The sequence below is a fragment of the Ectopseudomonas khazarica genome (assembly GCF_004521985.1).
Taxonomy (GTDB): Bacteria; Pseudomonadota; Gammaproteobacteria; order Pseudomonadales; family Pseudomonadaceae; genus Aquipseudomonas; species Aquipseudomonas khazarica.
Window position 1 is genome coordinate 91,669 of sequence record NZ_SBHZ01000005.1, and the last position, 21,322, is coordinate 112,990.

20 protein-coding genes are annotated in these 21,322 nt (G+C 64.2%); 7 read left to right on the plus strand and 13 right to left on the minus strand.

From position 1 onward, the window contains the following. Nucleotides 1–20 precede the first annotated feature (20 nt). Both EPK82_RS07710 and EPK82_RS07715 read left to right on the plus strand, forming a co-directional pair. Nucleotides 21–830, plus strand: coding sequence for an AraC family transcriptional regulator (locus EPK82_RS07710; RefSeq protein WP_051800541.1), 810 nt, complete (start codon nucleotides 21–23; stop codon nucleotides 828–830). A gap of 131 nt (nucleotides 831–961) precedes the next feature. Next, complete coding sequence (locus tag EPK82_RS07715) at nucleotides 962–1,570, plus strand: LysE family translocator (RefSeq protein ID WP_134676233.1); 609 nt, start codon at nucleotides 962–964, stop codon at nucleotides 1,568–1,570. A gap of 7 nt (nucleotides 1,571–1,577) precedes the next feature. Here EPK82_RS07715 and EPK82_RS07720 read toward each other — a convergent pair whose 3' ends face one another. From EPK82_RS07720 to EPK82_RS07730, 3 genes are read right to left on the minus strand one after another with little or no spacing between them, the layout of a single operon-like run. Continuing rightward, nucleotides 1,578–2,822 (minus strand): lipoprotein-releasing ABC transporter permease subunit, encoded by a 1,245-nt coding sequence (locus EPK82_RS07720; RefSeq protein WP_047589828.1) that lies wholly within the window; start codon nucleotides 2,820–2,822, stop codon nucleotides 1,578–1,580. Continuing rightward, nucleotides 2,822–3,508: a lipoprotein-releasing ABC transporter ATP-binding protein LolD gene (lolD, locus tag EPK82_RS07725; protein WP_371923236.1), complete on the minus strand. Its 687-nt coding sequence runs from the start codon at nucleotides 3,506–3,508 to the stop codon at nucleotides 2,822–2,824. The genes EPK82_RS07720 and lolD overlap by 1 nt, the downstream gene beginning before the upstream one ends. A 19-nt stretch (nucleotides 3,509–3,527) precedes the next feature. Further along, nucleotides 3,528–4,775, minus strand: coding sequence for a lipoprotein-releasing ABC transporter permease subunit (locus tag EPK82_RS07730; protein WP_047589830.1), 1,248 nt, complete (start codon nucleotides 4,773–4,775; stop codon nucleotides 3,528–3,530). Nucleotides 4,776–5,009: 234 nt separating this feature from the next. Between EPK82_RS07730 and EPK82_RS07735 the strand changes: the two genes are divergently transcribed. From EPK82_RS07735 to EPK82_RS07750, 4 genes are read left to right on the plus strand one after another with little or no spacing between them, the layout of a single operon-like run. Continuing rightward, nucleotides 5,010–5,576 carry a PilZ domain-containing protein gene (locus tag EPK82_RS07735; protein WP_037049118.1) on the plus strand — a complete coding sequence of 189 codons (567 nt, stop codon included), beginning with the start codon at nucleotides 5,010–5,012 and terminating at the stop codon, nucleotides 5,574–5,576. 19 nt (nucleotides 5,577–5,595) lie between these two features. Further along, nucleotides 5,596–5,904, plus strand: a complete 309-nt coding sequence (locus EPK82_RS07740; RefSeq protein WP_134676234.1) for a phosphodiesterase — start codon at nucleotides 5,596–5,598, stop codon at nucleotides 5,902–5,904. After that, nucleotides 5,901–6,620, plus strand: a complete 720-nt coding sequence (locus tag EPK82_RS07745; protein WP_134676235.1) for a glycerophosphodiester phosphodiesterase — start codon at nucleotides 5,901–5,903, stop codon at nucleotides 6,618–6,620. The genes EPK82_RS07740 and EPK82_RS07745 overlap by 4 nt, the downstream gene beginning before the upstream one ends. Nucleotides 6,621–6,623: 3 nt before the next feature. Further along, nucleotides 6,624–7,133, plus strand: a complete 510-nt coding sequence (locus EPK82_RS07750) for an AAA family ATPase (RefSeq protein WP_134676236.1) — start codon at nucleotides 6,624–6,626, stop codon at nucleotides 7,131–7,133. A 169-nt stretch (nucleotides 7,134–7,302) separates the two neighbouring features. Here the strand turns inward: EPK82_RS07750 and sthA are convergent, their stop codons facing one another. From sthA to EPK82_RS07800, 10 genes are all read right to left on the minus strand, one after another. Beyond that, nucleotides 7,303–8,697, minus strand: coding sequence for a Si-specific NAD(P)(+) transhydrogenase (sthA, locus tag EPK82_RS07755; RefSeq protein ID WP_037048600.1), 1,395 nt, complete (start codon nucleotides 8,695–8,697; stop codon nucleotides 7,303–7,305). Between the two features lie 97 nt (nucleotides 8,698–8,794). Further along, nucleotides 8,795–9,025 (minus strand): (Na+)-NQR maturation NqrM, encoded by a 231-nt coding sequence (nqrM, locus tag EPK82_RS07760; RefSeq protein WP_037048601.1) that lies wholly within the window; start codon nucleotides 9,023–9,025, stop codon nucleotides 8,795–8,797. Beyond that, complete coding sequence (locus tag EPK82_RS07765) at nucleotides 9,022–9,945, minus strand: FAD:protein FMN transferase (RefSeq protein WP_047589838.1); 924 nt, start codon at nucleotides 9,943–9,945, stop codon at nucleotides 9,022–9,024. Before EPK82_RS07765 ends, nqrM begins: the two co-directional genes overlap by 4 nt. Before the next feature lie 104 nt (nucleotides 9,946–10,049). Then, entirely contained in the window at nucleotides 10,050–11,273 is a 1,224-nt protein-coding gene (gene nqrF / locus EPK82_RS07770; protein WP_037048607.1) for an NADH:ubiquinone reductase (Na(+)-transporting) subunit F, read from the minus strand. Between the two features lie 15 nt (nucleotides 11,274–11,288). Continuing rightward, complete coding sequence (gene nqrE, locus EPK82_RS07775; RefSeq protein WP_037048611.1) at nucleotides 11,289–11,897, minus strand: NADH:ubiquinone reductase (Na(+)-transporting) subunit E; 609 nt, start codon at nucleotides 11,895–11,897, stop codon at nucleotides 11,289–11,291. Continuing rightward, nucleotides 11,897–12,571 carry an NADH:ubiquinone reductase (Na(+)-transporting) subunit D gene (locus tag EPK82_RS07780; RefSeq protein WP_172979207.1) on the minus strand — a complete coding sequence of 225 codons (675 nt, stop codon included), beginning with the start codon at nucleotides 12,569–12,571 and terminating at the stop codon, nucleotides 11,897–11,899. Before EPK82_RS07780 ends, nqrE begins: the two co-directional genes overlap by 1 nt. Next, entirely contained in the window at nucleotides 12,568–13,356 is a 789-nt protein-coding gene (locus tag EPK82_RS07785; RefSeq protein WP_047589840.1) for a Na(+)-translocating NADH-quinone reductase subunit C, read from the minus strand. The genes EPK82_RS07780 and EPK82_RS07785 overlap by 4 nt, the downstream gene beginning before the upstream one ends. Beyond that, entirely contained in the window at nucleotides 13,349–14,560 is a 1,212-nt protein-coding gene (locus EPK82_RS07790) for an NADH:ubiquinone reductase (Na(+)-transporting) subunit B (protein WP_037048619.1), read from the minus strand. The genes EPK82_RS07785 and EPK82_RS07790 overlap by 8 nt, the downstream gene beginning before the upstream one ends. Nucleotides 14,561–14,563: 3 nt before the next feature. Next, nucleotides 14,564–15,901 carry a Na(+)-translocating NADH-quinone reductase subunit A gene (locus EPK82_RS07795; protein ID WP_134676237.1) on the minus strand — a complete coding sequence of 446 codons (1,338 nt, stop codon included), beginning with the start codon at nucleotides 15,899–15,901 and terminating at the stop codon, nucleotides 14,564–14,566. A gap of 381 nt (nucleotides 15,902–16,282) precedes the next feature. Beyond that, the gene (locus EPK82_RS07800) at nucleotides 16,283–17,749 is read right to left on the minus strand and encodes a glyceraldehyde-3-phosphate dehydrogenase (RefSeq protein WP_047589845.1); all 1,467 of its coding nucleotides are present in this window, start codon (nucleotides 17,747–17,749) and stop codon (nucleotides 16,283–16,285) included. A 131-nt stretch (nucleotides 17,750–17,880) separates the two neighbouring features. On the opposite strand from EPK82_RS07800, the gene mfd reads away from it, so the two are divergent. After that, on the plus strand, nucleotides 17,881–21,318 hold the full coding sequence (gene mfd / locus EPK82_RS07805; protein WP_037048627.1) for a transcription-repair coupling factor: 3,438 nt from the start codon (nucleotides 17,881–17,883) through the stop codon (nucleotides 21,316–21,318). Nucleotides 21,319–21,322 lie beyond the last annotated feature (4 nt).

A 21,322-nucleotide genomic window follows, 5' to 3' on the forward strand; every position in this document is an offset into this window, starting at 1 on the left:
GCGCCAGGAGACGGATACGCATGAACGAGCCGGGCTTTCGCATACGACGTCTGAGCGGGTTGGGCGTGGAGATCGTCGAGGCCGACTCCGACCGCAGCTTCGCACGCCATATCCACGAACAGTTCGGCATCGGCCAGATCCTCCAGGGCGCCCAGCGCTCGGCCAGCGGCCGGGGCCAGGTACAGGCGCAAGCCGGCGACCTGATCTCGCTCAACCCCGGTGAAGTCCACGATGGCGCACCACTGGGTGGCAACGCCCGGCGCTGGCGGATGCTGTACTTCGAACCCGAGCGGATCACCCAGGCCTTCGCCGACATGGCCAGTGACGGCGGCCCGACGCCCAGCGAACTGGCCTATCCGGTGCTGCGCAAGCGCCAGGCCAGCCATGCCTTCGCGGCGCTGTACCGGGCCATCGCCCAGCCTGGCATGCCAGCGGCGCAACTGGCCGGCGAGCAGACCCTGCCGGTGCTGCTCGCGCACCTTCTGGAACAGCGTCCGGGCAAGCCTCTGGCCGCCGGAAACGGTGCCAGCCGAGCCAAGACGCTGATCGACGACGACCCCATGGCACCCCTGACGCTGGCGCTGCTGGCGGAACAGGCGCAGCTCAGCCGCTTCCAGCTGGTGCGCGCCTTCTCCCGCCTGACTGGGCTGACGCCCCACGCCTACCTGCTGCAACGACGCCTGCTCAAGGCGCGCCAGCTGGTGGCCGCCGGCCTGCCCCTGGCCGAGGCGGCAGCCACTGCGGGCTTTGCCGACCAGAGCCACATGAGCCGCCACTTCGTGCGCTGCTTCGGCTTCACCCCAGGACTGTACGCCCGCCCGGGACGCTGAGCCCTCTGCAATTTCGTTCAAGATCGTCCGGAACACGACTCGACAGACTGCGGGCTCACTCGTCACAGGGAAAGCCCCATGCACAGGCACGATCGCAACACAGGCCCGAACGACCAGGGAGGGCCGACGGCATGAGCCTCGAATTTCTTCTCACCTCGCTGCTGGTGGTGGCCTCGCCAGGCACCGGCGTGGTCTACACCATCGCCGCCGGCCTGGCACAGGGCTGGCGCGCCAGCCTGGTAGCGGCCTTCGGCTGCACCCTGGGCTGCGCGCCACATGCCTTGGCCGCCGTCAGCGGGCTGGCCGCCCTGCTCTACGCCAGCCCCCTGGCGCTGCAAGCACTCAGCTACGGCGGCGCGCTCTACCTGTTGTGGATGGCCTGGGGCATGTTGCGTGAACAGGGTCCGCTGCAGCTGCAGGCGCATCAGGGCGCACGTTCGAACACCACGCTGATACGCTCGGGCGTCGCGCTCAATCTGCTCAACCCCAAGCTGTCGATCTTCTTCCTGGCCTTCCTGCCGCAGTTCCTCGAGCCTGGCCAGGCGCATGCCATGCAGCACCTGCTGACACTCAGCGGGCTGTTCATGGCAGTGACCTTCGCCGTATTCAGCGTCTACGGGCTGTTCGCCGCAGCGCTGCGCCAGCATCTGCTGCAGCGCCCGGCGGTGCTGCGCACGCTGCGCTACCTGTTCGCCGTCGCCTTCGCCGTGCTGGCGCTGCACCTGGCTGGTTGGTGGTGAGACGGCCTCACTCGTAGCGCAGGGCTTCGGCCGGCTGCACCTGGGCGGCGCGCCAGGAGGGATAGAGCGTGGCAAGGAAGCTGAGCAGCAGCGCAGCGGAACAGATCAGCGCCACGTCCAGCCACTGCAACTCCGAAGGCAGGCTGCTGATGAAATACACGTCGGAACTCAGCACCTGCTGCCCGGCGAAGGATTCCAGCCAGGCCACCAGCGCACTGACGTTCAGTGCGGCCAGCACGCCGAACACGGTGCCGAACAGGGTGCCGACCAGGCCGATCACCGAACCCTGCACCATGAAGATCGCCATGATCTGCCGTGGCGTGGCGCCCAGCGTACGCAGGATGGCGATATCGCCGCCCTTGTCGGCGACCACCATGATCAGCGTGGCGATGATGTTGAACGCCGCCACGGCGACGATCAGCAGCAACAGCAGGCCGATCATGGTCTTCTCCATCTTCATCGCGCTGAACAGGCTGCCCTGCGTGTGGGTCCAGTCATCGGCGCGGTAGCCACTGCCCAGCTCGGCCACCAGTGCCTTGGACACCTGCGGCGCCTGGTAGAGGTCCTTCAGCGCCAGGCGGATACCCGGCACCGTGCCCTCCGGCAGGCGCTGCATGCTGGCGGCATCGGCGACGTTGATCAGCGCCAGCGAGCTGTCCAGCTCGGCGCCGACCTTGAAGATCGCCGCCACGTTCAGACGCTGCATGCGCGGCGTGACACCACCCGGTGCGCTGCTCAGCTCGGGAATGATCAGCGTCAGCTTGTCACCGACCTGCAAGCCGAAACGGCGCGCGGTGATATCACCGATCACCACGCCGAACTCGCCGGGCTGCAGGTTGTTCAGGCTGCCCTGGCGGATGTGGCCGGGCAGGATCGACACCTTGCCCTCCTGCGCCGGATCGATGCCGTGAATCTGGATCGGCTGCATCACCCCGCGGTGCGAGAGCATGCCCTCCAGCTCGGCATAGGGCGCAGCAGCCAGCACCTGCGGATTGGCCATGGCCTTGTCCGCCAGCGCCTGCCAGTCGGCCACCGGCTGCTCACCGTAGAGCATCGCGTGCGGCACCATGCCGAGGATGCGCGAGCTCATTTCCCGCTGGAAGCCGTTCATCACCGAGAGCACCACGATCATCGCCAGGACACCCAGGCCCAGGCCGATCATCGAGGTCAGCGAAATGAAGGAGATGAAATGATTGCGGCGCTTGGCCCGTGTGTAGCGAGCGCCGATGAAGATACTCAGCGGACGAAACATCAGATGCTCACCAGTTTGCCGTCCTGCAGGCTCAGCACGCGATCCATCTGCCGGGCCAGCTGCATGTCGTGGGTCACCACCAGGAACGCGGTGTTGGAGTCGCGGCTCAGCTCGCGCATCAGCTCCTGGATACCTTCGGCGGTGTGCTGGTCGAGGTTGCCGGTGGGCTCGTCGAGCAGCACCAGGCCCGGACGGTTGACCAGCGCGCGGGCAATCGCCACACGCTGGCGCTCGCCGCCGGACAGTTCGGCCGGCTTGTGATTGAGGCGATGGCCCAGACCGACGCGTTCGAGCAGCTGGGTGGCACGCTCACGCGCCTCGGCGATCGGCGTCTTGCCAATCAGCAGCGGCATGCAGGCGTTCTCCAGTGCGGTGAACTCCGCCAGCAGGTGGTGGAACTGGTAGACAAAGCCCAGGGCGCGATTGCGCAGCAGGCCGCGTGCCGTCTCGCTCAATGCCGACAGCTGCTCGCCGGCCAGCCAGACGCTGCCCTCGCTCGGCGTATCCAGGCCACCGAGCATGTTCAGCAGGGTGCTCTTGCCCGAACCGGAGCTGCCGACGATGGCGACGCGTTCGCCGGCCAGCAGTTCCAGCTCCAGACCATCGAGCACGACCACCGACTCGGGGCCCTCGTCGTAGCGCTTGCTCAGGTTGCGGCAGCTGAGCACGGCATTTTGCTGTTTCATGGCGTTCTGACTCATGGATTCACTCATAACGCAGGGCCTCGGCGGGCTGGGTGCGCGCGGCGCGCCAGGCCGGATACAGGGTGGCGAAGAAACTCAGCAGCAGCGCCGCGGCACAGACCATGACCACGTCGGCGCTCTGCAGCTGCGAAGGCAGGTAATCGATGAAATAGACATCGGCATTGAGAAACTTGATGCCCAGCAGCTTCTCGATGGCAGCGATCAGGCTGCTGACATTCAGCGCGGCGACGATGCCCAGCAGCGCACCGATGAGGGTGCCGACCACGCCGATGACCGTGCCCTGGACCATGAAGATGGCCATGATCTGCCGTGGCGTGGCACCGAGGGTGCGCAGGATGGCGATGTCGGCCTTCTTGTCGCTCACCACCATCACCAGGGTGGAGATGATGTTGAACGCGGCCACCGCGACGATCAGCAGCAACAACAGGCCGATCATGGTCTTCTCCATGCGGATCGCCTGGTAGAGGTTGCCGTGGGTGCGGGTCCAGTCGCGTGCATAGAAATCGCCGTCGAGGGTCTGGGCGATCTCCCAGGCGCTGCGTGGCGCCTGGAACAGATCATCGAATTTCAGGCGCAGACCCTGCACCTGGCCGGGCTGCCAGCGGTGCAGGCGGGCCAGGTCACTGATGTTGGCCAGCGCCAGCGCGCCGTCGATCTCGCCGGCGCCGACATGGAAGATACCGGTGATGGTGAAGCGCTTCAGGCGCGGGAACATGCCGGCCGGCGTGACCGTCACCTCGGGCGCGACGAAGGTGATCTTGTCACCCAGCTTCACCCCCAGCTTGGCCGCCGCCTTGTCGCCGATGACCATGGCGAAATCGCCGGGGCGCAGGCTGTCCAGGCTACCCTGCTGGAAGAAGCCGTCGATGATCGACACCTTGCGTTCCTGCTCGGGGTCGATGGCATTGATCAGCACCTTCTGCACCTTGCCGTCATGCGTCAGCAGGCCCTGCATCTGGGTGAAAGGCGCCAGCGCCTCGACCCGCGGATGCTGCTTGACCTGGCTCGCCAGGGCCTGCCAGTCGCTGACCGGCGTCGCCGACTCGATGGTGGCATGAGGAATCATGCCGAGTACGCGCGTGCGCATCTCGTGGTCGAAGCCATTCATCACCGACAGCACCAGGATCATCACCATCACCCCGAGGGTGAGGCCGAGCATGGACGTCAGGGAGATGAAGGAGACGAAGTGGTTGCGTCGCTTGGCCCGCGTGTAACGCGTACCGATGAATACGAACAGAGGTCTGAACATGTCGGAGAGATTCGGGAGAAAGAAAAACGTCCTTGTGGCGGGGCCTGATCAGCGGCCTTACACTCAGAAACAAGTCAAAGTCCGCTGCGCAACGAGCCTGCTGCGTTGAAGTCGACTCGGGGCGCCGGTTTACCCAGGTAAACGGCACGACCTCGGCGACTCTCGCCTTGCATGCATCCAGCTCGCGAGACTTTCAACAGGGTCTTCGACCACCACTGCTTTCATGGGTTCGCCATGTCGACAAACGATGTAGATGATCGCCGCGAATACTATCGCATCGAAGATACGATCGCACTGGAATTCACCCTGCTGGCAGGCGCCGAAGCCCAGGCCAGCGACGAACTTCACGATCCGTCGCCGCTGTTCAACCTGCTCAGCGACCTGCACCTGATGGACTTCGAGTCCCAGCACCTGCTGCGTCACATCAGCGAGCGCGACCGCACCCTGGCCAACTACCTGAAGGTGATCAACAAGCGCATCGACCTGCTCGGCCAGGCCGTGGCGCAAAGCCTGCTGCGCGATATCGGCGCGCCCCGCCAGGTGTCGTTGTCCGAGGGTGGCATCAGCTTCAACCATGCCCAGGCCGTCGCGCCGGGCAGTCACCTGGCGATCAAGATGGTGCTGATGCCCCAGGCCCTCGGCCTGTTGCTGCGGGCCCAGGTCGTGCACTGCAGCCAGCGCGCCAATGGCCAGTACGAGATCGGCACGGAGTTCGAAGCGTTGACCGACGCACAGCGCCAGTTGCTGGCTCGGCATATCCTGCAGAAACAGGCTCTGGAACGTCGCCAGGCCCGCGAATGAACGCCGCCAAGGAATCCCTATGTACCGTTTTGCCCTGCTGATCGCCCTGCTCGCCCCCGTTACCCTTCACGCCGAAACCCTGGCCATTCCCGTCGGCAGCCAGGGCAGCGACATCGACGCCCGCAACCTGCCCAAGCTGGGCGAGTCCAAGCGCTCGGTACTGGAACGCTTCGGCCTCGCGGACGAGGAGCACAGGCCCGTCGGCCAGCCGCCCATCACACGCTGGGATTACCGCGATTTCAGTGTCTATTTCGAATACGATCACGTGATCGACAGCGTGCGCCATCACCAGCCGCGCTCCCCTGACACTGCCAAGGAGCAACAGTGACTCTCATCTACGGCCATCGCGGCGCCAAGGGCGAAGCCCCGGAAAACACCCTCGCCAGCTTCCAGCGCTGCCTGGAGCATGGCGTCAGCCGTTGCGAACTGGATCTGCACCTGTCACGCGACGGCGAGCTGATGGTGATCCACGACCCGACCCTCAAGCGCACCACGGGCCTGCGCGGCAAGGTGGTCGAGCACGATGCCGCCGAACTGGTGAAGTACGATGCGCGCAAGGGCGGCCCGGGCTGGGTGCGCCCCTGCCCGATTCCGCGCCTGGCGGAGCTGTTCGAGCAATGCCCGTTCGAACACTGGCAGCTGGAGGTGAAAAGCGCCTCGAAAGTACGCTCGGCACGCACCGTACTGGCCATCGCCGAACTCGCCGAACGCTTCGGCCTGCGTGAGCGCATCACCATCACCTCCAGCTCGCGCGAAGTGCTCAAGGCCGCTCGCGAGCTGACTCCGCACCTGCAGGTGGGCCTTGTCGCCGAGTACGCCTGGCTCGACCCACTCAAGGTGGCGGCGCACTACGACTGCCACCTGCTGGCCCTGAACTGGACGCTGTGCACCCCGGAGCGCCTGCTCAAGGCGCAGAAGCAGGGCCTGCACGTGTCGGTGTGGACGGTCAATGAAGCCGCCCTGATGCGCCGCCTCGCCGACTTCGGCGCCGACAGCATCATCACCGACTTCCCGGAACTGGCGGTACAGACGCTGCGCTGCTGAGTGATGTTGATCGTTTTCAGCGGCCTTCCAGGCACCGGCAAGACCACCCTCGCGAGGGCGCTGGCGGCCAGCCTGGGCGCTGTTTACCTGCGCATCGACAGTATCGAGCAGGCACTTCGCAACAGCCAGGCAACGGGTACGGATATCGGCAGCAGTGGCTATGCGGTCGCCAATGCCATCGCCCTGGACAATCTGAACAGTGGTCGCCGGGTAGTCGTCGACTGCGTCAATCCGGTGCAGGAAAGCCGCGCGGCCTGGAGCACAACTGCAGCCAGTGCCGGCAGCCGCTTGCTGAACGTGCAGATTGTCTGCTCCGATAAAACCCAGCACCGCCAGCGGGTAGAGTCGCGAGTCGTCGACGTGCCGGGGCTTGTGCCGCCCACCTGGCAGTCGGTCGACCAGCATGACTATGAGCCCTGGCAACCCTCGCCATTCACTGTCGATACCGCCCAGCTCTCGCCTCAGGCAGCATTGGCCTTGATCGTCGAACAGTTGGCCGGCTGCTCTGAGTGACGCAGGCTCGTATCGCAAACGACACCGACATGAAAAAACCGGCCCATGAGCCGGTTTTTTCATTGCTGCCGCCTGAGACGCTAGAAGCTCTCCCGATTCGGCCAGCGCCACTCGGAAGCCACTACCCAGCCTGACTCCCCGACCGGCTCAGGCCGCCGGCCGGAGCCGCTCAAAAAAGCCGGTTGAGGCCGTCGAACGCTGCGACGCGATAGGCCTCGGCCATGGTCGGGTAGTTGAAGGTGGTGTTGATGAAGTACTTGATGCTGTTGGCTTCACCCTTCTGGTTCATGATCGCCTGACCGATGTGGACGATCTCCGAGGCCTGGTAGCCGAAGCAGTGCACACCCAGCACTTCCAGGGTTTCACGGTGGAAGAGAATCTTCAGCATGCCCACCGGCTCGACCGAGATCTGCGCACGGGCCATGCCCTTGAAGAAGGCCTTGCCCACTTCGTACGGCACCTTGGCCTGGGTCAGTTCACGCTCGTTCTTGCCGATCGAGCTGATCTCCGGAATGGTGTAGATGCCGGTCGGCACGTCGTCGACGAAACGCCAGCTGCCATTGTCGACGATGCTGCCAGCGGCGGAACGGCCCTGGTCGGCGGCGGCACTGGCCAGGCTCGGCCAGCCGATCACGTCGCCCGCGGCGTAGATGTTGCTCACCTCGGTGCGGTAGTACTCGTCGACCTGGATCTGGCCACGGCTGTTGACGCCGATGCCGATGTTCTCCAGCCCCAGCTGATCGGTATTGCCGGTACGGCCGTTACACCACAGCAGGGCATCGGCCTTGATCTTCTTGCCCGACTTCAGGTGCAGGATGACGCCGTTCTCCAGCCCCTCGATGCGCTCGTACTCCTCGTTGTGACGAATCAGCACGTTGTTGTTGCGCAGGTGATAGCTCAACGCATCGGAGATTTCCGAGTCGAGGAAGCTCAGCAGCTGGTCGCGGTTGTCGATCAGGTCGACCAGCACGCCCAGACCACTGAAGATCGAGGCGTATTCGCAGCCGATCACCCCGGCTCCGTAGATGATCAGGCGGCGCGGGGTATGCCCGAGGCTGAGGATGGTGTCGCTGTCATAGATACGCGGGTGGCGGAAGTCGACGTCCGCCGGGCGGTACGGACGCGACCCGGTGGCGATGACGACCTGCTTGGCGACCAGTTTCTCCACCACGCCATTGAGGCATACCACCTCGATGGTCTGCTCGTCGGCGAAGCTGGCCGTGCCGAAGTAGGTGTCGATACGGTTGCGTGCGTAGTAGCCGGTGCGCGAGGTGACCTGCTTGGCGATGACCTTCTCGGCGCTCTTCAGCACGTCAGGGAAGGAGAACCAGCGCGGCTCACCGATCTGGCGGAACATCGGGTTGGTGTTGAACTGCATGATCTGCCGCACCGAGTGGCGCAGCGCCTTGGACGGGATGGTGCCCAGGTGGGTGCAGTTGCCGCCGACCAGCGGACGGTTGTCCACCACGGCCACCTTGCGCCCGGCCTTGGCCGCGTTCATCGCCGCGCCCTCGCCCGCAGGCCCGGAGCCCAGTACCACCACATCGTAGTTGTAGACCGCCATGTTTACTCCTTCAGATCAGGCCGGAGCGCTTGTGGCGCACCCTCGGCGGGGCCGGCAGTGGATAACGGCTGCCGGCTGTCAATCCATACCGCCTGACTCAACGCTTGCTTGCGTCGTAAGCCAGGTCGGTGTTCGGCGCATCGGCCTTGTCGCGGTTGACCTCTTCGCACTTCTCGCGGCTGCCACCACAGATCGAGCATTCTTTCTCGATGCCCAGGTTGGCGATGCCGCCGCAGGAACCGGCGATGGGTTTGCGCCCCATGATCACACCGACGGCCATCATGCCGACGACCAGAACCATGGTCAGAAATACAACCAGAAACGTCATTGCTCATCTCCTGCAGCGAATAGCTGCTCGAATGCGGCCGTGCCATGTGTGACGAAGCCCTCGCCCTCACGCGTCACGAAAAACGCCGCGATACCGTTGCGCTCGGCGAACGCCATGCCGGCGTCAGGCCCAAGCACCATCAATAGGGTAGACAAGCCATCGGCGCGCAAGGTCGATCGGTCGGCCACGGTGACCGCAGCCAGCGTATGGCTGACAGGGCGCCCGGTGAGCGGATCGAGCGTATGCGAGTAGCGCTGCCCATTCTCCTCGAAGTAGTTGCGATAATCACCCGACGTGGAGATACCGTAACCATCGAGTTGCAGCACGCGCTGGGCCACGCGCTTGTCGTCACGCGGCGCCTCCAGGCCGATGCGCCAGTGGCTGCCATCGGGCTTGAAGCCAGCCGCCTTGAGCTCACCCGTGGCTTCGACCAGGTAGCTGGTGACGCCCAGCTCGCGCAGGCGCGCGACGATGCGTTCGACCGCATAGCCGGCGGCGATGCTGTTGAAGTCGACCTGCACGTCGGCATCCTTGCACAGCTGCTCGCCATCGATGCGCAGGTGCTGCTGACCGACGCGCTGACGCACCTCGGCGAGCTTCTCCTCGCTCGGCACGGCCTCGCCCTGCCCTCTCGGGCCGAAGCCCCAGAGGTCGAGCAGCGGTTCGAGGGTCAGGTCGAAATAGCCCTGGCTCTCTTCGTGCAGGCGATCGCCAGCGCGCACCAGGTCCAGCACAGCCTGCGGCATGGCCTGACAGGCCCCGGCCGGTGCACGGTTGAACTGCTCGATCAGCGAGTCGTCACGGTAGGTGGACATCTGCAGGTCGATCTCGGCGAGGATCGCCTCGGTCGCGGCCTTGAGTTCGGCTTGTGGCGCGACACCTTCACTACGGACGTATTTGATCGAATAGGTGCTGCCCATGGTCGGGCCACCGAACTCTTCGATCCGTTCAGAATGCAAGCAGCCCGTTAGGGCTGCCGCCAAGGCGACAGCGATAACGGGCTGAAGTACAGCTGACCTCATGCTTAGCCGCCGAAGTCGTCGAGGAGGATGTTCTCCGGCTCGACACCCAGGTCGGTCAGCATCTTGATCACCGCAGCGTTCATCATGGGTGGGCCGCACATGTAGAACTCGCAGTCTTCCGGAGCCGGGTGGTCCTTCAGGTAGTTCTCGTACAGCACGTTGTGGATGAAGCCGGTGAGGCCGGTCCAGTTGTCTTCCGGCTGCGGATCGGACAGCGCCAGGTGCCACTGGAAGTTCGGGTTCTCGGCCTGCAGCTGGTCGTACTCTTCGTTGTAGAAGGACTCGCGCATGGAGCGCGCACCGTACCAGAAGCTGATCTTGCGCGTGGACTTCAGGCGCTTGAGCTGGTCGAAGATGTGCGAACGCATCGGCGCCATGCCGGCACCACCACCGATGAAGACCATCTCGGCATCGGTGTCCTTGGCGAAGAACTCACCGAAAGGTCCGTACACGGTGATCTTGTCGCCCGGCTTGAGGCTGAACACGTAGGAAGACATCTTGCCCGGCGGCAGATCGTCCTTGCCCGGGGGCGGCGAGGCGATACGGATGTTGAACTTCACCAGGCCGCGCTCTTCCGGGTAGTTGGCCATGGAATAGGCACGGATCACGGTCTCGTCGACCTTGGACACGTACTTCCACTGGTTGAACTTGTCCCAGTCGCCGCGGTACTCCTCCTGGATGTCGAAGTCCTTGTAGTTGACGGTGTGCGGCGGGCATTCCAGCTGCACGTAACCACCGGCACGGAAGTCGACGTTCTCGCCTTCCGGCAGTTTCAGCGTCAGCTCCTTGATGAAGGTGGCGACGTTGGGGTTGGACTCGACGGTGCACTCCCACTTCTTGACGCCAAAGACCTCTTCAGGGACTTCGATCTTCATGTCCTGCTTGACCGGGGTCTGGCAGGACAGACGCCAGCCCTCGCGGGCCTCGCGCCGGGTGAAGTGCGACTCTTCGGTGGACAGCATCTCGCCGCCGCCGGACTCGACGACGCACTTGCACTGCGCGCAGGTGCCGCCGCCGCCGCAGGCGGAGGACAGGAAGATGTTGTTGTCGGCCAGGGTCTGCAGCAGCTTGCCGCCGGCCGGTACCACGATGGTTTTTTCGCCGTTGATCTCGATGCTCACGTCACCGCTGGACACCAGCTTGGCGCGAGCGGCGAGGATGATCAGCACCAGCGCGAGCACGATGGCGGTGAACATGCCGATGGCGAGGAAGATTTCGTAATTCATCTGTTCATCCTTTCCTTACAGCTGCACGCCGGAGAAGGACATGAAGCCCAGCGACATCAGACCGATGGTGATGAAGGTGATGCCCAGACCCTGCAGGCCAGCCGGTACGTCGCTGTACTTGAGCTTCTCGCGGATGCCCGCCAGCGCGGCGATGGCCAGCGCCCAGGACACGCCCGCACCGACACCGTAGACGGTGCTTTCGGCCAGGTTGTAGTCACGCTCGACCATGAACAGCGAGCCACCCATGATGGCGCAGTTCACGGTGATCAGCGGCAGGAACACCCCCAGGGCGTTGTAGAGCGACGGCACGTACTTATCCAGGGTCATTTCCAGGATCTGCACGATCGCCGCGATCACGCCGATGAAGGTCAGCAGGCCAAGGAAGGACAGGTCGACGTCAGGCAGACCGGCCCAGGCCAGCGCACCGTCCTTGAGGATGTTGGAGTAGATCAGGTTGTTCACCGGCATGGTGATACCCAGCACCACGACCACGGCGATGCCGAGGCCGATGGCGGTTTCCACCTTCTTGGAGATGGCGATGAAGGTACACATGCCAAGGAAGAACGCCAGCGCCATGTTCTCGACGAACACCGCACGGACGAACAGGCTGATGTAATGTTCCATTAATAGGCCTCCTTGCTGGATACCTGAGGCGCCATCTTGTAGGCATTGGACTCGACCTGGTCCTTCTTCCAGCTACGAATGGCCCAGATGAACAGGCCGATCAGGAAGAACGCCGAAGGCGGCAGCAGCAGCATGCCGTTGGGCTGATACCAGCCACCGTCGTTGACCACGGAAAGGATCTCGTAGCCCATCAGCTTGCCGGCACCGAACAGCTCGCGGATCACGCCCAGGGCGATCAGCATGGCGCTGTAGCCCAGACCGTTACCGATACCGTCGAAGAACGACAGCACGGGCGGGTTCTGCATGGCGAATGCTTCGGCACGGCCCATCACGATGCAGTTGGTGATGATCAGGCCGACGAACACCGACAGCTGTTTGGACAGGCTGAAGGCATAGGCCTTGAGCACCTGATCGACCACGATCACCAGGGAGGCAATGATCACCATCTGCACGATCATGCGGATCGAGCCGGGGATCTGGCTGCGGATCATCGAGATGAACAGGTTGGAGAACGCCGTGACCAGGGTCAGCGCGGCAGACATCACCAGCGCGGTCTGCAGGTTGGACGTGACCGCCAGGGCCGAGCAGATCCCGAGGATCTGCAGACCGATGGGGTTGTTGTTGAAGATCGGGTTGAGCAGGACTTCTTTAATAGTCGGCTGCGACATGATCAGGCCTCCCCTGCGCGCAGGTTAGCGATAAACGGACCGAAGCCGTTCTGGCCGAGCCAGAACTTCAGCAGATGATCCACCCCGTTGCTGGTGAGCGTGGCACCGGCGAGCGCGTCGACCTGATGGGTCGCTTGCGGGCTCTGCGGGTCGACACCACCCTTGACGACCTGCACGGCGAGCTTGCCGTCTTCGTCGAACAGGGTCTTGCCCGGCCACTGGCCTTTCCATTTCGGGTTGTCGACTTCACCACCGAGGCCCGGCGTCTCGCCGTGCTGGTAGAAGCCCATGCCGACCACGGTGTTGAGGTCGCCCTTGACCGCGATGAAGCCGTGCAGGGTCGACCACAGGCCGTAGCCACGCACCGGCAGGATCAGGGTTTCCACCTGGCCATCCTTCTCCACCATGTACACGGTGGTGTAACGCTCCTGGCGCTTGATCCCGGCGATGTCCTCGCTACCGCTGAGCACGGTGGACAGCTTGGGATCCTTGGCCGCCTTGAGCGGGTCGAAGGTGATCGGGTCGAAGGCGTCGGAGAACTTGCCGGTTTCCAGGTCCACCAGCTTGGCGGTGATGGCACCGTCGAACACCTGCTTGACCTGGGCCGAAGACATGCCCGGCTGGGCCAGACCGGCGATCGCCAGGATGCTGCGCTGCTTGTCCAGCAGGCGGTTCTCGACCTGGGTCGGCTTCAGTGCGATGGCCGCGCCGGCAACGAATACCGAACACACGAGGCACACCAGCACGGCCACCGTCAGCGTGCGGACGGTGGATTCTTTTTGACTAGACATTGCGTGCCAGCCTCCGCTTGATATTGGCCTGAACGACGAAGTGGTCGATCAGCGGTGCGAACAGGTTGGCGAACAGGATCGCCAGCATCATGCCCTCGGGGAAGGCCGGGTTGACCACACGGATCAACACCACCATCACGCCGATCAGGGCACCGAAGATCCACTTGCCGGTGTTGGTCATGGACGCCGATACCGGATCGGTGGCCATGAAGAACATGCCGAAGGCGAAGCCGCCGACGACCAGATGCCAGTACCACGGCATGGCGAACATCGGGTTGCTGTCCGAGCCAATCAGGTTGAGCAGCAGGCTGAGACCGATCATGCCCAGCATCACGCCGACGACGATGCGCCAGGAAGCAATGCGGGTCAGCAGCAGCACCAGGCCGCCGATGGCGATGGCCAGGGTGCTGGTCTCGCCTAGCGAACCGTGAATGGTGCCGACGAAGGCGTCCATCCAGGTGATGCCGTTGTTGATCACGTTCTCGATGCCGCCGGACGCCGCCAGGCTCAGCGAGGTCGCGCCGGCGAAACCGTCGACGGCGGTCCAGACCGCATCACCCGACATCTGCGCCGGGTAGGCGAAGAACAGGAAGGCACGACCGGTCAGCGCCGGGTTGAGGAAGTTCTTGCCGGTACCGCCGAACACTTCCTTGCCGATCACCACGCCGAAGCTGATGCCCAGGGCGACCTGCCACAGCGGAATGCTAGGCGGCAGGATCAGGGCGAACAGCACGGAGGTGACGAAGAAGCCTTCGTTGACCTCGTGACGACGGATCGAGGCGAACAGCACTTCCCAGAAACCGCCGACGATGAAGGTCACCGCGTAGACGGGCAGGAAGTAGGCAGCGCCCTGGATGAAGTTGTCCCACAGGCTGCCCGGATCGAAGCCGGCCAGCGAACCGATCAGCGCGAAGCGCCAGCCTTCCTGGGCCGCCAGCAGCTCGGGGCTCTGGGCGAAGATCAGGTTGGCCTGGTAGCCGGTGTTCCACATGCCGAAGAACATGGCCGGGAAGGTGCACAGCCACACGGTGATCATCATGCGCTTGAGGTCGATGCCATCACGCACGTGAGCGGTGGTCTTGGTCACGCTGCCAGGACGGTAGAAGAAGGTGTCGATGGCTTCGTAGAGGGCGTACCACTTCTCGTACTTGCCGCCCTTCTCGAAGTTGTGCTCGATCTTGTCGAGGAATGCACGAATACCCACGGATTAACCCTCCTTCTCGATACGGGCGAGGTTGTCCCGCAGGATCGGGCCATATTCATACTTGCCGGCGCACACGTAGGTGCACAGCGCCAGGTCTTCTTCGTCGAGTTCGAGGCAGCCGAGCTTCTGCGCCATCTCGGTATCACCGACGATCAGGTAGCGCAGCAGCTGGGTCGGCAGGATGTCCAGCGGCATCACGGCTTCGTAGTTGCCCACCGGTACCATGGCGCGCGGGCTGCCATTGGTGGTGGTGGTGAAGTTGAACAGCTTGGCGCCGGCCAGCTTGGAAACGAAGATGTTCAGCACCGAGTGCTTGTTCACCCCGGCACGCAGGTAATGCAGCATCTCGCGGTCATTGCCCTCGCCCAGGCAGGACACCTGGTTGTGGTAGCGACCGAGGAAGGCGAACGCGCCCTGGGCGGTACGCCCACCGAACACGGAGCCGGAAATCACCCGGTTGAAGCCGGGCTTGAGTTCACCAGCGGTGAGCTCTTCCAGGCTGGCGCCCAGGCGGGTACGCAGCAGACGCGGCTGCTCGGCGACCGGACCACCCAGCGCGACGACGCGCTCGACGAACAGCTGACCCGTGGTGAACAGCTTGCCGACGGAGATCACGTCCTGATAGCCGATCTGCCAGACGCTCTTGCTGGCGCTGACCGGGTCGAGGAAATGAATGTGGGTACCTGGCAGACCGGCCGGGTGCGGGCCGGCGAAGGCCTCGCTCTGCACCTTGGCCAGGCTCTCGCCGGGCAGGCTGACGCCATCGGCCTTGCACAGGAAGACCTTGGCCAGGTTAGCGAGAACCTTCAGGCCATTTTCGAAATCAGCGGCATATTCGCCAATGATCACCGCAGGATCGGCGGCCAGCGGGTGAGTATCGACAGCGGTCACGAAGATCGAGCTGGGCAGCGCATCCAGGGCCGGCACCTTGCTGAACGGACGGCTACGCAGCGCAGTCCACAGGCCGGACTGCTGCAGGTTCTCGCGAACCTGCTCGTCACTCAGCGCTTCGAGCTGGTCGGCAGCGTACTGGGCGAAGGTTTCCTGCTCATCGCCGTCGATATCGATGACGACCGATTGCAGGACACGCTTCTCGCCACGGTGAATGGCACTGATAACGCCAGCAGCGGGGGCGGTGTAACGCACGCCGGGTGTCTTCTTGTCGGTAAACAGCAACTGACCGAGCTTGACTCGGTCACCGACCTGCACTTCCATCGTCGGCTTCATCCCGTGATAGTCGAAGCCGATGACGGCGACACTGCGCACGGGCCTTGCGGCCTCGATACGCTGTGTCGGCGCACCCGTTATGGGCAAATCGAGCCCATGCTTTAGTTTGATCATAGGTTTGCCTAACCACTGATTTAGAAAGCTTTTTATAAGACAGGGGGCAACGCCCGCAGACCCAATAGGATCAACCACCTCGGCATGTCGCTGAGGTGCATAAGGGTGCCGGTCCTGGGTAAAAAATCTGCTCGATTATAAAGATGGCCCCCTGGACTGGCCACCCAAGTGCTTGCTTTTTTTGACCCTCCGGTAACAGCAAGCAACACTTCACGTGCCGCCAGGCATCAACCAGACGCAACGGACAGACGATGTACATACGACCATCGTCCAAGCTCCACCACCTGCCCCGCCCTCGAATACGCGCCGCGAGCGACCAGCCAGCGGCAGCCGCGCATAAAAAACGGGAGCCGAAGCTCCCGTCTTGTCACACCCCGGCGCTTAGCGCGGGAAAGCAGGCGGGTTGACCCCGGCCATGTCTTCCATCACGCGCACCACCTGGCAGCTGTAACCGAACTCGTTGTCGTACCAGACGTACAGAACGACGCGGTTATCGTTGGCGATGGTCGCCTCGGCATCGACCACACCGGCATGACGCGAGCCGACGAAGTCAGTGGACACCACTTCCTGCGAGCTGACGAAATCGATCTGCTTCTGCAGGTCCGAGTGCATGGCCATCTGGCGCAGGTACTCGTTGATCTCTTCGCGGCTGGTGGCCTTCTCCAGGTTCAGATTGAGGATGGCCATCGACACGTTCGGCGTCGGTACGCGAATGGCGTTACCGGTCAGCTTGCCCTTCAGCACCGGCAGTGCCTTGGCGGCAGCGGTGGCGGCGCCGGTCTCGGTGATCACCATGTTCAGCGCAGCACTGCGACCACGACGACTGCCCTTGTGGAAGTTGTCGATCAGGTTCTGGTCGTTGGTGTACGAGTGAACGGTCTCGACGTGGCCGTTGACGATGCCGAACTTGTCATTGACCGCCTTGAGCACTGGCACGATGGCGTTGGTGGTGCAGGACGCGGCGGAGATGATCTTGTCGTCCGCGGCGATTTCGCCGTGGTTGATGCCGTGCACGATGTTCTTCAGCGCGCCCTTGCCCGGCGCGGTCAGCACGACGCGGTCGACGCCCGGGCACTTCAGGTGCTGGCCGAGGCCTTCGGCATCACGCCATTTGCCGGTGTTGTCCACCAGCAGGGCGTTCTTGATGCCGTACTGGGTGTAGTCGATGGACGCCGGATCGTTGGAGTAGATGATCTGGATCAGGTTGCCGTTGGCAGTCAGGGTGCTGCTGGCTTCATCGATGGTGATGGTGCCATTGAACTTGCCGTGTACCGAGTCGCGGCGCAGCAGGCTGGCGCGCTTGACCAGGTCGTTCTCGGCGCCCTTGCGCACGACGATGGCACGCAGACGCAGGCCGTCGCCACCACCGGTCTTCTCGATCAGGATGCGCGCCAGCAGGCGGCCGATGCGACCGAAGCCGTAGAGCACCACATCGGTGCCTTCACGGGCAGCGCCGTTCTGCTTGCCCACGACCTCTTCCAGCTCGTCCTTGACGAACTGCTCGACGCCGCGGCCAGCGCCTTCGGCCTTGAACTTGGCAACCATCTTGCCCAGGTCCACGGAAGCGGCGCCCAGCTTGAGCTCGCTCATGGCCTTGAGCATCGGGAAGGTGTCGTGTACCGACAGTTCGGCCTCGTCAGCCAGGCGGTGACGGGCGAAACGGTGAGCCTTGAGGATGTCGATGACCGAACGGTTGATCAGGCCACGGCCATAGATCGAGGTCACCACATTGTTGTTGCGATAGAGCTGACCAATCAGCGGAATCATCGCTTCCGCGAGGGCTTCACGATCGATCCATTCACCGAGACACTGGTCGGGCTTCTGAGTCACGGGCAGTACCTTCCACATGTAGGGGCTGAAAAAAGGGGCTACATTATGACGGCGCTCGCGTGCGGGAGCAATGCGCGCCTGTCGCGACTGACATTGACCCCAAAGCCCCGCTACAATTCCCGGCCTTTTGTCACGACCGCGAGCCGCCCGTGTCCGTACTGCGTCTTCCGTCTCTGCCGGCCAGTGCCGGCAAACAGCAATGGGGCAACCTGCCTGGCGCCGCCCTTTCCCTGGCGATTGCCGAGGCCGCCAGCACTGCCGAGCGCTTCACCCTGGTCCTGACCGAGGGCAGCCAGAGCGCCGAACGCCTGCAGGAAGAACTGGCCTTCTTCGCTCCCAGCCTGCCGGTGCTGCATTTCCCCGACTGGGAAACCCTGCCCTACGACGTCTTCTCGCCCCACCAGGACATCATCTCCCAGCGCGTCGCCACCCTGTATCAGCTGCCGCAGCTGAAGCGCGGGATACTGGTAGTGCCGATCAGCACTGCCCTACACCGCCTGGCGCCGAAGAACTTCCTGCTCGGCAGCAGCCTGGTGCTGGATGTCGGCCAGAAGCTGGACGTGGAGCAGATGCGCACGCGCCTGGAGGCCGCCGGCTACCGGTGCGTCGACACGGTCTACGAACACGGCGAGTTCGCCGTGCGCGGTGCGCTGATCGACCTCTACCCGATGGGCAGCGAAACGCCCTACCGCATCGACCTGTTCGATGACGAGATCGAAACCCTGCGCACCTTCGACCCCGAAACGCAGCGCTCGGTGGACAAGGTCGAGTCGATTCGCCTGCTGCCGGCACGCGAGTTCCCGCTGGAGAAGAAGGCCGTCAGCGATTTTCGCGGGCGCTTTCGCGAACGCTTCGACGTCGACTTCCGCCGCTGCCCGATCTATCAGGATCTGTCTTCCGGCATCACCCCGGCAGGCATCGAGTACTACCTGCCGCTGTTCTTCGAGGCCACCGGCACCCTGTTCGACTACCTGCCGGGCGACACCCAGGTGTTCTCGCTGCCGGGCATCGAGAAAGCCGCCGAGCAGTTCTGGCTGGACGCGCGCAACCGCTACGAGGATCGCCGCGTCGATCCGGAGCGCCCGCTGCTGCCGCCCGCCGACATCTTCCTGCCGGTGGACGACTGCTTTGCCCAGCTGAAAAGCTGGCCACGGGTGGTGGCCAACCCCGAGGACATCGAACCCGGTGTCGGCCGCACGCGCTTCGACGCCCGCGCCCTGCCCGACCTGGCGATCCAGGCCAAGGCCGGCGAGCCACTGGCGGCGCTGCGCCGCTTCATCGAGGAGTACCAGGGCCGTGTGCTGTTCTGCGCCGAATCGGCCGGGCGTCGCGAGGTGCTCCTGGAGCTGCTCGCCCGCCTCAAGCTCAAGCCCAGGGAGGTCGACGGCTGGCCGGCCTTCGTCGCCAGCGGCGAACGCCTGAACATCTGCATTGCCCCGCTGGACGAAGGCCTGCTGCTCGATGACCTGGCGCTGATCGCCGAAAGCCCGCTGTTCGGCCAGCGCGTGATGCAGCGTCGCCGCCGCGAGAAGGGCCGCGAAGGCGGCGACAACGTGATCAAGAACCTCACCGAGCTGCGCGAAGGCGCGCCGGTGGTGCATATCGACCACGGCGTCGGCCGCTACCTGGGCCTGATCACCATGGAATTCGACGGCCAGGCCGCCGAGTTCCTCGCCCTGCAGTACGCCGACGAGGCCAAGCTCTACGTTCCGGTGGCCAGCCTGCACCTGATCGCCCGCTACAGCGGCAGCGACGATGCCCTGGCGCCGCTGCACCGGCTGGGTTCGGAAACCTGGCAGAAAGCCAAGCGCAAGGCTGCCGAGCAGGTACGCGACGTCGCCGCCGAACTGCTCGACATCTACGCCCGCCGCGCCGCCCGCGAAGGCTTCGCCTTCCAGGACCCGGCGGTGGACTACGCCACCTTCAGCGCCGGCTTCCCCTTCGAGGAAACCCCGGACCAGCAGGCGGCGATCGATGCCGTGCGCGGCGACATGCTGGCCGGCAAGCCGATGGACCGCCTGGTCTGCGGCGACGTCGGCTTCGGCAAGACCGAGGTGGCCATGCGCGCCGCCTTCATCGCCGTGCACAGCGGCAAGCAGGTGGCGGTGCTGGTGCCCACCACCCTGCTCGCCCAGCAGCACTACAACAGCTTCCGCGACCGCTTCGCCGACTGGCCGGTGAAGGTCGAGGTGATGAGCCGCTTCAAGAGCGCCAAGGAAGTCGAAGGCGCCGTGCAGCAACTGGCCGAAGGCAAGGTGGATATCGTCATCGGCACCCACAAGCTGCTGCAGGACGACGTGAAGTTCCACAACCTGGGCCTGGTCATCATCGACGAGGAACACCGTTTCGGCGTGCGCCAGAAGGAACAGCTCAAGGCCCTGCGCAGCGAGGTGGACATCCTCACCCTCACCGCCACCCCGATCCCGCGCACCCTGAACATGGCCGTGGCCGGCATGCGCGACCTGTCGATCATCGCCACCCCGCCGGCGCGGCGCCTGTCGGTGCGCACCTTCGTCATGGAGGAGAACAAGCCGACCATCAAGGAAGCGCTGCTGCGCGAACTGTTGCGCGGCGGCCAGGTGTACTACCTGCACAACGACGTGAAGAGCATCGAGAAGTGCGCCGCCGACCTCGCCGAGCTGGTGCCGGAAGCGCGCATCGGCATCGGCCACGGGCAGATGCGCGAGCGCGATCTGGAACAGGTAATGAGTGACTTCTACCACAAGCGCTTCAACGTGCTGGTGGCCTCGACCATCATCGAGACCGGCATCGACGTGCCCAGCGCCAACACCATCATCATCGAGCGCGCCGACAAGTTCGGCCTGGCCCAGCTGCACCAGCTGCGTGGCCGCGTCGGCCGCAGCCACCACCAGGCCTATGCCTACCTGCTGACGCCGCCGCGCAAGAGCATGACCGAAGACGCGCAGAAGCGCCTGGAAGCCATTGCCGGCGCCCAGGACCTCGGCGCCGGCTTCATCCTCGCCACCCACGACCTGGAAATCCGTGGCGCCGGCGAGCTGCTCGGCGACGGCCAGAGCGGGCAGATCCAGGCAGTGGGCTTCACCCTGTACATGGAAATGCTCGAGCGTGCGGTCAAGGCCATCCAGAAAGGCGAACAACCCAACCTCGACCAGCCGCTGGGCGGCGGCCCGGAGATCAACCTGCGCGTGCCCGCGCTTATCCCCGAGGACTACCTGCCCGACGTGCACGCGCGCCTGATCCTGTACAAGCGCATTTCCTCGGCCTCCGACGAAGACGGCCTGAAGGAACTGCAGGTCGAGATGATCGACCGCTTCGGCCTGCTGCCCGAGCCGACCAAGCACCTGATGCGCCTGACCCTGCTCAAGCTGCAGGCCGAGAAGCTGGGCATCACCAAGGTCGACGCCGGACCGCAGGGCGGCCGCATCGAGTTCGCCGCAGAGACCTGCGTCGACCCGCTGACGCTGATCAAGCTGATCCAGGCCCAGCCCAAACGCTACAAGTTCGAAGGCGCCACCGTCTTCAAGATCCAGGTGCCGATGGAGCGCGCGGAAGAGCGCTTCAACACCCTGGAAGCCCTGTTCGAGCGCCTCGCGCCCACCACCTGAAGGA